This is a genomic window from Kitasatospora sp. NPDC004615 (assembly GCF_042873545.1).
GTDB lineage: Bacteria > Actinomycetota > Actinomycetes > Streptomycetales > Streptomycetaceae > Kitasatospora.
Window position 1 is genome coordinate 1 of record NZ_JBIALQ010000010.1, and the last position, 12,004, is coordinate 12,004.

A 12,004-nucleotide genomic window follows, 5' to 3' on the forward strand; every position below is an offset into this window, starting at 1 on the left:
AGTACATCCAGTACGAGGGCTTCCGTCCGGCACGCCGATAGCACGCACCGGACGCCGCTCCTTGACGGGCAAAGGCTGCCTGACGCGGCACTAGAACGCGGCATGTTGGAGCCGCCGAACCCCGCCTTTCTTCGCCCCGTCGACCCACGCGCCGATCGCCGCCGGCAGGCTCGGAGCGCCACACCAACGAGCAACCGACCAGCCGGCGTCACAGGTGAGTCCACGCCGCACCCCGGGGCCGGAGGGGCCGTGGCGGGAGGAGTTGTCAGAACGGCGGATGGTCAGCGAAGTCCGCGTCGGGGGATTGGGTGGTGATGTAGGGACTGCGGTTGTCGTCGCCGGGACGGGCGAGGCCGGTGGTGTCGTGCCCCCAGGCGGTCAGGGCGTCGAGAGCCTGCCGACGGCGCCACCGGGTGTCGCCGGTGAGCAGGAGGCGGCGAGCGCGGGCGGCGAGGTCGTCGCGGTACGGGGCCAGAGCGGGGTGTTCGGCGAGGGCGAGGGCGGCGGCCAGTGCGGTGTCGCGGACGGCGGCCTCGGGATCGTCGAGGAACGGCTCGACGGCGCGGTGAAGCACCGGCCTCAGCGCGCGTATGGCGACCATGGCCGGGTAGCCGTCCAGATAGCGCCCGTTGAAGTACCGGTCTCCTGCCGCGACGCACGCGTCGTCGAAGTCGTGGGCGACGTCGGCGAGCCAGCTCAGCAGCTGCACGTCCACACCGTCCGCCGCCCCCGCCCGCCGTGGCGCGCGGTGGGCGAGGAGCGCCGCGACGAACAGGGCGGTCGCGGGGGTCGCGCCGTAGATGGTGTTCTGGTGCCGAACCGGCTCGAGGCCGCCGAGTGCCTCCCGGGTCTCAGAGGGCGTTTGATGTGAGCGAATTGCCCTTTATGTGCTAGTAGGTCCCTCGCCAGGTTGGTGTGGTCTCGTCCGTTATGCGTTTGGTGAGGTTGTCGATCGAGGCGATGTGGATCATGGCTTCGGAGCTGACCGGCAGGGTCTCGTAGTCGCGGGCGAGGCGGCGGCGCAACATGAGCCAGCCCAGGCTTCGTTCGACTACCCAGCGCCTCTTCACGACATGGAAGCCGCGGACGTCGGATTTTCTCGCGACGACTTCGACGTCGATTCCGAGGCCGGCGCCGTGCTCGATCATGGCGTTCTTGAATCCGGTGTCGACCCAGCTCTTGGAGATGCTCGGATAGGTCTTCTTGGCCTGATTGAGGAGGTGGATTCCCAGGGCGTTCTCGGACAGGCTCGCGGCGGTGGCGGTCACGGCGAGGATAAGGCCGATGGTGTCGGTGATGAGCCCCTCTTCCGGCCTACGATCTTCTTCGCGGCGTCCGTCCCCTGGCTGGTCAGAGGGACGTTGGTGGAGGTCTTCACGCTCTGGGTGTCTATGACGGACGCGGTCGGTTCGGGCTTGCGTCCTTCCTTCACGCGGGCCAGGCCGGTGAGGTCGTAGTTGAGTTCGGCAAGGATTCCTTCGTCGCGCCAGGCGGCGTAGTAGGCGTAGACGGTGCCGTGGTTGGGGAAGTCGTGCGGGAGGTACTTCCAGGGGATTCCGGTGCGGTTGATGTAGAGGATCGCGTTGAATACGTCGCGCAGTTCGACCCTCGCGGGCTGGCCGGTCGGCCGACGGTCGAGCCGGGCTTGCCTCCAGGCTGTCAATTTCGGCTCGATGAGGGCCCATCGGGCGTCGGACAGGTCACTGGGGTACGGCTTCCGCTGGCTCACGGCCCAGCATCGGCACGGATGAGGCGGAGGGTCCTGTTCCGCTGCCTGTTGGGCGTTTCTGTGACTTCTTCAAACCAGACGGACTTCAAGGCATGGATACGGGCGAGACGGACAGTCGATCCCCTGCCCAGGTGACTAACGTTGTTCATCTATCGGGCATAACGTAACCAAGATGGCATGAGCATAAGCCATTTACGGGATCAAAAATACCAAAACGCCCTCTCAGGCACCGTCAGGTCCTCGTCGAGCAACCGCACCAGAACCCGCGGCACTTTCGCCCCCGACCCGCACGCGGTCTCCAGCGCCGGCCACTTCGTCCCGCACAGCACCTCCCACGGGTCGGGCAGGACGTCGGGCACCTGGTCGGCGGTCTGCGGGTCAATGGTCGTCACCGCCCGAACCTACGACCCGCGACCGACAGTGCCGGCACAGGACGCCCGTCTGGCCCCGGGCACAGCAGCGCGGCGGGAGATTGCGCGCCGCGGCCCGGGGGGTGTGAGTGTGTGGTCACAGGGTGCGCAGGAGGTCTTCGAGTGCCTTGTTGAAGGCCTCCGGGCGTTCCATGTTGGGGTAGTGGGCGGTCCCGTCGATCGTGACGGTGTGTCCGTTGGGGGCGGCGCGGGTGAGGCGTTCGGCCATGGTGATGTGGTCGGGCGAGTCGAGGGCGCCGTTGATGGCCCGTACGGGCACGTCGATGCGGGTGGCGCGGTTCCAGGTGTCGCGGATGGGGATGCGCAGGTCGGGTTCGCCGGCGGTGTGCTTGGACAGGGTGCTGTGGGTCATCTCGCGCAGGCGGCCGACGACGTCGGGGGCGAGTTCGTCGAGGGTGCGGTCCGGTCCGGCGGCGAAGAGCGTGAAGGCGTCGACGGCGGCGTTCAGGTCGCCGGCGGCCATCGCCGTCTGCCAGGTGGTCCAGGTCCGGAGGGTCCACGGGTCGGTGAAGTCCGGCTCGCTGGTTCCGGCGCCGCTGACGACCACGGCGCTGACCAGTTCGGGGTGTTCCAGTGCGGTGTCGACCGCGATGCTCCCTCCCATGGAGACGCCCACCAGGATCGCGGGTCCGGTGTCCAGGTGTCGAAGCAGCGCGGCGAGGTCGTCGGTGTGCCGGAACGGTTCGGCGGCGTTGGCGGACCGGCCGTGGCCGCGGGCGTCTGGCGCGATGACGCGGTACTGCGTGGCGAGGGCGGGGATCTGGTCGTTCCACATGCGGTGGTCCAGGAAGCCGCCGTGCAGCAGGACCAGGGGTTTGCCGGTGCCGGTGTCCAGCCAGAACAGATCATTCATGACAACCAAGGTGTCACTACTGCGGGAGAATGACAACCGGGGTGCCATCATGGCGGTATGGACGAAGCAGACACCGGCCCGGTGCCCGAAGAGCTGACGGACCGACTCACCGAGGTGTTCGACCTGGTGGGGCCGTTGTACCGGCGCACCCACCGCACGGTGGAGCAGGACATGTCCGCCGACGGGCTGTCGGCCGGAATCCGCGCCGTGCTCAACCTGCTGCGCGACCACGGGCCCATGACCGTCCCCCAGATGGGGAGGGCGCAGACGCTCAGCCGCCAGTTCGTCCAGCGCATGGTCAACGACGCGGCCGCGAAAGGCCTGGTCGAGTCCGTTCCCAACCCGGCCCACCAGAGGTCCTCCCTCATCCGGCTGACCGAACCGGGCCGGACCGCCATCACCGCGGTACTCGACCGCGAACGCGCAGTCCTCCGCCAGGCCGCCGACGACCTCACCGGCCCCGACATCGACGCCTGCCTCCGAGTCCTGTCCCGGCTCCTCCACGTCATGGGCGACGCCGACGTCGACTGAGCCCGGCCGCACTCCGGGCCGCCGGGCATCGCCGCCCCCGCAGGACCGGAACCGGTGCGGTCCGGCGGGGGCTCAGGCGGATGCCTCCAGTGCGGCACGCCAGACGGGGCTGTCCACGTAGTGGTTGTCGAAACGTTCCGCGGATTCGGCGATCTCCTTCGGATCGACCTCGCCACGCATGACCCGGCCGAGCAGGCGCAGGTAGTCGAACCGCCCGAGGCCCGGGGTGAAGACGAACAGGACATCGGCCTCCGCGCCGGGCGCGGCCGCGAACGCGTGCGGGGTGCGCGGCGGCACCGCCAGGAAATCGCCCTCGTTCAGCACGGTGACCTGATCGCCCATCAGCACCCGCAGCGAGCCGCCGAGCACGAAGAACAGCTCCGTCGCCTTCGTGTGGAAGTGCGCCGGCGCCCCCGGCGCGCCGGCGGCGAAGCGGGAGCGGTAGCTGGTGAAACCGCCGAGCGTCGCGTCCGACTCGCCGAGCAGGGTCATCACGCTGCTGGGATCGGCACAGGTCTCGGCGTCGGTGCGGCGGGTCAGCATCGCGGGCAGGTTCACGTTCGTCATGATCACGAGCCTAGAGTTCCGAATGGCCCGCCACAAAGGTCAATCCTGCCCGGAGATCATGGGTCAATTGCCGCCTGCGGACCGGAAACCCGCCCGGCCGCACCGCCCCGGCGGCAAGGCAGTTGCCCCCTACCCGAAGAGGTTGCCCCTTACCCGAAGAGGCCGGAGGGCCGGAAGTCGTGAGGATCGGAAGGGAAGAGGTCGGAGAGGATCTCGGAGCGCGTCTCGCCCGTGAGGGAGCGGGCGAGGAAGCGGGTGAGAGTGAGGTCGAAGTGCTCCCACCAGGGGCCGCGGGCTTCGTTGACCATGACGGTCCACTGGTCGGGGTGCTGGCCCGGCTCGGCAAGCCAGTACAGGAACTCGCCGTTGTCGGTGGAGGCCCAGGGGATGATCCGGGCGTCGGCGTGGTCGAGTTGGGCGGGCTTCGGCTCGCTGCTGGACCACAGGTACTCGTTGGCTTCGGCGCGTTCCTCGATGGCCTCGAAGAGGTCGTAGTACTCGTTGGCGCAGCCGGGTTCGAGGATCCACAGGTAGTTGTCGACGTAGCCGCCGCCGTAGGTGTCGATGAAGGCCTTGTAGTCGGCGGGGAGGTCCGCACCGAGCCGTCGGCGTACCGAGTCCCAGTCCTTGGGACGGACGTCGGCGGGACGGGGCAGCAGGCCTGTGAGGGTGTCGAGGATGTTGACCACGAGGTGCCACTCCTTCTTGTTGCAGACGCTGAGGACGTTGGTGCCGGTACCGGATCCCGGATGGGCAGCTCCAGGACACCACGGGTGCCGTGCGGGGCAGCCGGCAGTCCGCAGGTTCTCCACCGCCGTCAATCCGGCACCGATTCTCAACCTTCCTCCCCAGAGCTGAAGTTGGGGCCTCGATGGGATCGCGGTGGAAAGAATCCGGGACCCGGCTGGGACGCGGCCGCCTACGGCTGGGACAGCAGGCTCAGGACGGCCTGCCGGTAGGCGGCGAACACCTGGGGCAGTGCGGCGAGGTGTGCTCGCTCGTCGGTGCCGTGCAGCCCTTCGTAGGGCACGCCGAAGCCGGCCGTGGCCGGGATCCCTTCTCCGGCGAGCAGGTTGCCGATGTTGGAGGGACCGGCGACCTTCGCGTGCACGCGCAGTCCCTGGGCCTCGGTCGCCTCGAACAGTGCGGCGGCGGGTTGCTCGTCCTCGGTCAGGCGGAACGGCGGCCAGCTCGCCACCGGCGTGACGTCCGTCGGCCGTGGGGAAGGCATGTCGGCGTCCAGTTCGGCGACGGCCTTGCGGATCAGCGCCTCGGCCTCACGGGCGTCGAAGCCAGGGACGGTGCGCACGTCGACGTTCAGCTCGCACAGGTCCGGTGTGGTGGAGAAGCCCGCGCCGCCGTGGAAGGCGGTGACGGTGAGCTTCGGCCCCAGCGGGAACCCCGATGCGCCGTCGGCGCCGGGCAGGTGGGCCGCGTCCAGGAGGCGGACGAGGTGGGCGGCGCGGGAGACGGCACCCACCTGGGTGCGGCTCGATCCGGAGTGCCCGGCGGGGCCGGGTACGGCGATCACCGCCCGCCACAGGCCACGGCCGCCGACCACGATCTCGTCCAGGCCCGGGTAGCCGATCATCACGCCTTCCGGGCGGGCCGCGTGTTCGTCGGCGAGGTAGGCGCGCGCGCCGCCGAAGGTGCCGGTGTGCTCGTCGACGTCCAGCAGCACGGCGAGGCCGCCGTGCAACTCGGCGGCGCGCGGCGCCAGGTCGGCCGCGATGTGGCAGAACATCGCCGCTGCCAGTTTCGAGTCGGCGCTGCCCCTCCCCCGCAACCAGCCCGACACGACGTCACCGCTGTCCGGGGGAAACGACCATGCGCTCTCGTCGCCGCACGGGGCGGTGTCCACGCAGGCGTCCAGCGCCCACCACCGACCCGGTCGCCCACCGGGGATCTCCACCAGCAGCCCCGCCGACTCGCCCTGGTGGTGCAGCCGCCGGTGCGGCAGGCCCCGGACCCCGAGCCAGTCCTCCAGCACCTCGAGCACCGGCCCGTAGTCGTCGATGCCGGCCCTGCTCGGCCGGCGGACGAGTTCCTGCGCCAGCTCGATCACCGACGCCGCCCGGTCACCCTCACTGCTGCTCATTCCCTCTCCCCACCCCATCAGTTGTGCCACACCGGCACCGCACGCACCACGTCGCACGTTCCCACCGGACGCGCTCCGGCTGCCGCTCCCCGCCCATGGTGGACCAGCCCCTGCACCGCCTCACGCCCCAGTAACACCCCGCAGTGCGGAGAAGCATGGAGAGATCCAAGTGGGCTGTCTCCTCGCGGCCAAATGCGCCTCACCCCCCGGCCCGTACGCCACCGTCCAGTGGATCGGCGCCGGTTGCACGCTCGCCTTCGGGGCCGCGCTGATCACCGGCGGCCGGCTCGGCGATCTCTTCGGCCGCAAGCGTCTGTTCGTCCTGGGCGCGGCCGGGTTCGTCCTCGCCTCGCCGGCCTGCGGGCTGTCCCCGAACACGATCGCTCTCGTCGGCGCCCGCGTCGTCCAGGGACTGTGCGCCGCGCTGATGGTTCCGCAGGTGCTGTCCGTCGTGCAGACGATGTATCCGCCGGCGGAACGCGGCCGGGCCCGCTCGCCTGGATGGGCGTCCTGCCCGAGGTGGGGTACAGCAACGGATGGTGATGCTCCTGGCCCGGGTGTGCATCACGCCGGCAATGCTGTGGGGGCCGGTAGTGCTGGCCCTGGCCTGGGCCTGCTACCGGCGTCGCCGGCCGTCCTGACGGGTTCGCCGGTCCGGACCGTCCGAGACAGCGTTTAGGCTGCGCGCATGGCAAGTCAGCACCGTCCGACGGGTTTTACCGAGGCCCAGCTGTCGCTCATCGACGAACTGAGCGCCCGGCCGTTCCCGGAGCACGAGGAGCGACCGGGCACGGCTGGCGGGTGGGGCGGGCCTGGGTACCGGGTGGCCGTGTTGCGGGAGAGTCGGGACTTCTGGGAGGACCGCAGCGCGGAGACCGTCGACGCGGCCGAGGAGGAACTGGCGGCCGACCTCGATGCGCTGGCGACCGTGCTGACCGCCCGTTGGGGCAGCCCCAGGACGGTCGAGTTGTGGCCGTATCTCGGGTTCGACCATCCGGACCCCGAGTTCGTGGCTCCCGAGCCGCTCGGCTTCCTGAGCAACGTTGCCGCAAGCATGCGGCTGTGGCAGCCGCCGTCCTCCGGTCGGTGGCTTGCGCTGGCCATCGGGCAGGCGGATCGGGAGCTGCCGTTCGAGCTGATCGCCGCGTTCGGTGAGGCGTGCTCGTGGTCGACCGAGTGGGCCGCCGACCCCTGGAGCGCGCCGGGGTGAACCTGACCTTCCAGGTGGTGCGTCACGTTGGCCGGCTCACCGGCGGGGGCATCAGTTCCGCGCGCGGGTCGATGGCGCGGCTGGTCAGGCCAGGGCGGGGAGACTGAACGCCACGGTCTGGCCCGCGTCGGGGCCGGCCTGCGTGGCGAGGTCTCCGTTCGGTGTCCAGATGCCCGAGCCGCCGGAGGTGTGGGCGAAGGTGCCGCTGGGGCCTGCGGCTGTGGCGAGGACGACCCAGGTGGCGTGGGTGGTGGCGCGTTCACGCATGTGGGAGTCGCGGCGACTGTGGGAGTCCGGGCCGTAGATGGTGCTGGCGACGTACGCGTCGATTCCGAGTGCCGCCGTGTCGGCGGCGTGTTGGGGCACGGCCGCGTCGTAGCAGATGGCCAGTCCGAGCCGCCAGCCGTCGACGGTGAGCACGGTCGGCTTCTCGCCGGGGGTGAAGCGGTCGAACTCTGCTCCGTGGAGCCACATTTTCCGGTAGGCCACGGTCACGCTCTCGCCGGTCACTGCCAGCGTGGCGATGTACTCGCGGCCGTCCGCGTCCCGCGCCGGAGCGCCGACCAGCGCGACTGCGCCGGCCGCGCGGCAGGCTTCCACGATCGGCCGGAGGCGGCTGTCGTCCGTGGCGAGTGACGGCGCACCGAGGTCGTACCCGGTGAGGGAGAGTTCGGGGAAGACGACCAGTCGGGCCTCGGCCCGCACGATCGCCCGGGCGTGCAGTTCCGCGTTGGCCAGGACATCCGCCCCGGCCCAACTGGGCTGTACCGCAGCGACTGCCAGCGGGGTTCCCACTCTCCGACTCCTGTCGTTCGAACGTAGGCGCACAGGTGACGCCCCATGATCACCTATTGGCCGCAGTGCCCGTCAAGCCCCGCCCCGATGACGCACGTCACTGCTCGACCAGGGCACGCGGATCCACGTCGCCGTCCCAGCCGTGGGTGGAGAAGCCCCGCCCGCCGCCGGTGAGGTAGGCGGTGAGGGCGGCGTGCGAGGTGGGGAACATCGGGGTGGGCAGCGCCCCGGCGTCCATCCACATAGTGGAAGTGTCAGTCGGCAATGAATGAGGTGCTCACAACTGCCAGGGGAGAATGACCGCGCTTCGGGGGCCGGGAGCGATCTCGGAGTGATCGGTCGATCAACTTCGACTCGGCCTGGTCATGGGCGTAGGGCGCGGTAGCAATACCTCGATGACCGTCACTGCCGTAGACTCCGTGATCATGTTCAAGGGGTGGTGGCATCTGTTGCCGGACGAAGAGCGGCAACAGTGGACGTTGGAGCCGTTCGTGGGTGTGGGGCCGTTGTGCTTCGGCATGAGCCCCGTCGAGGTAGCGGCCGTGATGAGCCGTGTCACCGCGGAGACCGAGGGGCACCAACGCCATTCTCCTGCGAACTCGAACGTCTCCATGGTCGTGCAGGGGGTCTACCCGATGTTCGGCCTGCACCTCTTCTACCGGGATGAAAGGCTTGCAGGGGTCGTGGTCGACGCCCTGTGCGGGCCGCAGGTCTCGGTGGAAGGCATGAGGCTTGTTGGCCGGCTGCCCTCCGTGCTGGAGCAGTGGATGGTCGATCGAGCAGAGACACTGCCGCCCGAAAGCGAGCTCGTCTACATGGGTGCAGGCGTTCCGGCCTCGGAGTCCCTCGGTGTGACGATCAATTTGCAACGAGAGGGCGACCGTCTCCTCACCCGGCCCGTATTCTACCCTGCTGAGGCGCTCGATGATCTCTCCCACTGGCTGCCGAGGGACGTCTGGGCGATCCATGGCTGAATGCTTCTGTGGCCTATAGAGGCACCGTCTACGCGCGGATGGCGACATCTGCCCTGTGCGGGAGCACGTAGGCGTCGGTGACATTGCGGTGGCGATCGGTCATGTGGTCCCTCCTCCTTCCTGGTTGATGGCCTTGGTCAGTTCGCGGTTTGTGGCCCGCGCAGCGAACAACTCCTCTTCTTTCTCCTCCAGCTGGAGGTGGAGGTCTAGGTTTTGCTGTTCCAGTTCGGTGATGCGGGCTTGCAGCCTGTCGAAGTCGCTGGGCGGTCCGATGCCGCTGGTTCGCCAGACTTGCTCACCAAGCGCCTCGGACAGGCGCTGTTCGAGCTGCCGGACCTGCTCGGCCAGGCGGGTGCTGCGTGCGTTGGCAGTGAGAAGGTCTGCTTGCAGAGACGCCCTGCTGACCGTCGGCCCTTTGCCTGAGAGCGGTGATGGCTCGCTTGCCAACGCATGGACGTGGGCCAGCAGGTCCGGATGCCGGTAGAGGAACGTCCGGTCGACTCCGGCGCCGCGCGCAACGGCGGAGACGGACACAGTGCCGCCGTCGCGCGCCAGTTGGTTGACCACCTTCAGGACGCGTTCCCGGCGCCTGGCAGAGTCATCGCGACGCCCCTGAGCGAGACGCTCACCGGGGCTCAGCTTGCTCGTCATCACGGACGCTCCGGTCGGACGTCGGGCAGGGGCTGCCGGATTCGTGGCATCCCGAGGAAGCCTTGGCGCGTTTTGCGGACCGTTGCGACGGCCTCCTTGATCTCGGTGCGTTCCTGCTCGGTCAGCGCGTCCAGATCTTCGGTGACTCGCCGGATGAGGCGCCGAACCCGACTGATCTCCTCGTCCGAGGGCATGGCCTCGCGCTTGGCCCAGTCATCTGCGCTGGACATCGCGCTCAGCCGTTCGCGGGTCCGCAGTAGGTCATCCAGATAGTTGCGGAGTTCGGGCAGGTAGGAGACGTCGGTGCTGAAATGGTCGCAGCCCAGGCAGCGGAAGCGAAGTGGGCACTGCCCGCCGCCGGCGGTCACGTTGGTCGGCTCGGAACAGCGGCCGAAGGCGACGGCGACCTCGCCGATGGAGCGCCGGTTGCGTTGGGCCTCCAGTACGGTTTTGGCCTGCTGCCAGATGCGGCTGCCGTGTCGGTCGAACTGCAGGCGGGTGACCTGGTCGACTGCCTGGCGCAGGCGCTTCTCCTTGACGCGGTAGTAGCCCCGGGTGGCTTCCAAGGTGTCGTGGTCCAGGAGCTTCGACAGCACATCCACAGGAACCCCAGCATCGGCATGCCGCTGCGCGTAGGTGTGGCGGAACGCGTAGGGGAAGATCTTCGCCTTGTCGAAGACCGTGCCGTTGTCGAGCGTGATCTCGGGGAGTGCATCGACCCAGATGCGGGTGTTCGTACTGAGCGTGCTTTCGGAGATGGCTTTTTCGCCGCGGGGGTTGCGGATGGGGGATGGCAAGAGTTTCAAGTCCCGCGCGGGGGTGTCGGGGAACCGGGTCCTGACGGTCTTCTGCTGGGCCCGAATGACTGCGGCCGTGGACTCGTGCAGGGGTAGCTCGCGTCGTGGCCGGTCCTCCTTACGGTTGTCGTAGATCAGCACTGGTTTGCCGTCGCCGTCCAACTTGAGACAGTCGAAGGACAGCTCACAGATCTCATCGGGCCGACGACCGGTGTCGATCAGCAACTCGATGCCGACCCGCGACTCCGGACCGGATCGCTCTTCGATGCGGTCGAGCTCCGTGCAGAGCCGCCCCATGACTTCGGTAGGCAAGTCCTGGCCGGACTCGTTGCGCTCGGGCTTGGAGGGAAGATCGCCCCTGATCATCGTGAAGTTATCAGGCAGTCCATGCAACGGCTTGACGCAGCGACAGCACGGGGAGCTCCAATGGGTAGCAGGGGGACGGGTGTTCACGGGCCGGACGGGTCGGTGAGCATCGGTAGGTAGTGCCGCAGGCAGGGCGGGACCCGGAGGGTGGGCACCTCGTCGAGGGGGGATCATCCGAACGGCCAGGACCTCGTCGCCGAGCCGCAGGTCGCTCTCGTTCCCGTCCCAACTGGCGTGCAGGACGCGGGTGAGCGGGAGGCCGAGGCCGTGGTGCGGGTCGGGGAGGCGGCGCAGTCCGGTGATGTCGATGCCGGCCTCCTCGCGGACTTCGCGCGCCGCGCTCTCCGGGGCGCTCTCGTCGGCCTCGCGCCAGCCGCGGATCGGGGTCCAGTGGCCGGGCCAGGGCATGCCCGGGCGGTCTTCGCACAGGTGCATCAGCAGGCGGTCGGCGGGGTCGGTGACCAGGAAGCCTTCGTCACGAAGTACCGGCACGAAGCCATGGACAGCGAGATGCCGACCCGCTGCGAAGAGGTCAGGCGCGACGTCTGCAAGGACTTCGGCACCGACCACGCCCACCTGCCCGTGCACTGCCTGCCGAAGGTCGCCCTGTCCGCCTCGTCAACAGCCTCGAAGGCGTCTCGTCCCGACAGCTCCGCAAGGAGCTTACCGGCCGGGTGAACCGGGCTGTCGTGCACGGCCACTTCTGATCGCCCTCGTACGTCGCCGGCTCGTGCAACTGCGGACCCCCTCGCGGGCGAGGAGCTCGCGCCGTACGTGGCTGCCGCCGGATTCATCCCTTCGGATGGTCAGCCAAGCGAGGAGGTTTTCGCGGCGGGTGTCCCGATCGGGGCAGGCAGAGTGAGACGGGCGACAGGAGCTGCCGGGCCGACTTCCGCTCGTCGGGGGTGAGATGGTGGCTGATGGCTTGGCGGGCAGCAACCCGGTCGCCGGGGGCACGGTGCGGTGACCGCGCCCTCCCACCGGTGGTTGTGCGGGCGCCGC

14 protein-coding genes and 1 pseudogene are annotated in these 12,004 nt (G+C 69.1%); 4 read left to right on the top strand and 11 right to left on the bottom strand.

The window, feature by feature from the left end:
• Positions 1-265: 265 nt before the first annotated feature.
• From ACFYS8_RS29585 to ACFYS8_RS29600, 4 genes and pseudogenes are all read right to left on the bottom strand, one after another.
• Entirely contained in the window at positions 266-709 is a 444-nt protein-coding gene (locus tag ACFYS8_RS29585; protein WP_387646686.1) for a hypothetical protein, read from the bottom strand.
• Positions 710-890: 181 nt separating this feature from the next.
• Positions 891-1,729, bottom strand: a pseudogene (locus ACFYS8_RS29590) (IS5 family transposase).
• 200 nt (positions 1,730-1,929) lie between these two features.
• Positions 1,930-2,121, bottom strand: a complete 192-nt coding sequence (locus tag ACFYS8_RS29595) for a hypothetical protein (protein WP_387646688.1) — start codon at positions 2,119-2,121, stop codon at positions 1,930-1,932.
• A gap of 115 nt (positions 2,122-2,236) precedes the next feature.
• On the bottom strand, positions 2,237-3,013 hold the full coding sequence (locus ACFYS8_RS29600; protein ID WP_387646689.1) for an alpha/beta fold hydrolase: 777 nt from the start codon (positions 3,011-3,013) through the stop codon (positions 2,237-2,239).
• Positions 3,014-3,070: 57 nt separating this feature from the next.
• On the opposite strand from ACFYS8_RS29600, the gene ACFYS8_RS29605 reads away from it, so the two are divergent.
• Positions 3,071-3,544, top strand: coding sequence for a MarR family winged helix-turn-helix transcriptional regulator (locus ACFYS8_RS29605; protein ID WP_387646691.1), 474 nt, complete (start codon positions 3,071-3,073; stop codon positions 3,542-3,544).
• Between the two features lie 72 nt (positions 3,545-3,616).
• Here ACFYS8_RS29605 and ACFYS8_RS29610 read toward each other — a convergent pair whose 3' ends face one another.
• From ACFYS8_RS29610 to ACFYS8_RS29620, 3 genes are all read right to left on the bottom strand, one after another.
• On the bottom strand, positions 3,617-4,111 hold the full coding sequence (locus tag ACFYS8_RS29610; RefSeq protein ID WP_387646693.1) for a cupin domain-containing protein: 495 nt from the start codon (positions 4,109-4,111) through the stop codon (positions 3,617-3,619).
• 149 nt (positions 4,112-4,260) lie between these two features.
• A complete protein-coding gene (locus tag ACFYS8_RS29615) occupies positions 4,261-4,800 on the bottom strand; it encodes an SMI1/KNR4 family protein (protein ID WP_387646696.1) in 540 nt (179 codons plus the stop codon).
• 230 nt (positions 4,801-5,030) lie between these two features.
• Positions 5,031-6,209, bottom strand: coding sequence for a M20 family metallopeptidase (locus ACFYS8_RS29620; RefSeq protein ID WP_387646699.1), 1,179 nt, complete (start codon positions 6,207-6,209; stop codon positions 5,031-5,033).
• Between the two features lie 169 nt (positions 6,210-6,378).
• Between ACFYS8_RS29620 and ACFYS8_RS29625 the strand changes: the two genes are divergently transcribed.
• Complete coding sequence (locus tag ACFYS8_RS29625; RefSeq protein ID WP_387646700.1) at positions 6,379-6,888, top strand: MFS transporter; 510 nt, start codon at positions 6,379-6,381, stop codon at positions 6,886-6,888.
• A 9-nt stretch (positions 6,889-6,897) separates the two neighbouring features.
• Positions 6,898-7,419: a hypothetical protein gene (locus ACFYS8_RS29630; protein ID WP_387646703.1), complete on the top strand. Its 522-nt coding sequence runs from the start codon at positions 6,898-6,900 to the stop codon at positions 7,417-7,419.
• 84 nt (positions 7,420-7,503) lie between these two features.
• Here the strand turns inward: ACFYS8_RS29630 and ACFYS8_RS29635 are convergent, their stop codons facing one another.
• Together ACFYS8_RS29635 and ACFYS8_RS29640 are read right to left on the bottom strand one after the other, a co-directional pair.
• A complete protein-coding gene (locus ACFYS8_RS29635; RefSeq protein ID WP_387646706.1) occupies positions 7,504-8,214 on the bottom strand; it encodes a carbon-nitrogen hydrolase family protein in 711 nt (236 codons plus the stop codon).
• A gap of 97 nt (positions 8,215-8,311) precedes the next feature.
• Entirely contained in the window at positions 8,312-8,458 is a 147-nt protein-coding gene (locus ACFYS8_RS29640) for a hypothetical protein (RefSeq protein WP_387646709.1), read from the bottom strand.
• 175 nt (positions 8,459-8,633) lie between these two features.
• Here ACFYS8_RS29640 and ACFYS8_RS29645 point away from each other — a divergent pair, with 175 nt between their 5' ends.
• Entirely contained in the window at positions 8,634-9,188 is a 555-nt protein-coding gene (locus ACFYS8_RS29645; RefSeq protein WP_387646711.1) for a hypothetical protein, read from the top strand.
• 99 nt (positions 9,189-9,287) lie between these two features.
• Here ACFYS8_RS29645 and ACFYS8_RS29650 read toward each other — a convergent pair whose 3' ends face one another.
• Both ACFYS8_RS29650 and ACFYS8_RS29655 read right to left on the bottom strand, forming a co-directional pair.
• On the bottom strand, positions 9,288-9,839 hold the full coding sequence (locus ACFYS8_RS29650; RefSeq protein ID WP_387646714.1) for a DUF6262 family protein: 552 nt from the start codon (positions 9,837-9,839) through the stop codon (positions 9,288-9,290).
• Positions 9,839-11,572, bottom strand: a complete 1,734-nt coding sequence (locus ACFYS8_RS29655) for a tyrosine-type recombinase/integrase (RefSeq protein WP_387646716.1) — start codon at positions 11,570-11,572, stop codon at positions 9,839-9,841. Before ACFYS8_RS29655 ends, ACFYS8_RS29650 begins: the two co-directional genes overlap by 1 nt.
• Between the last annotated feature and the right edge of the window lie 432 nt (positions 11,573-12,004).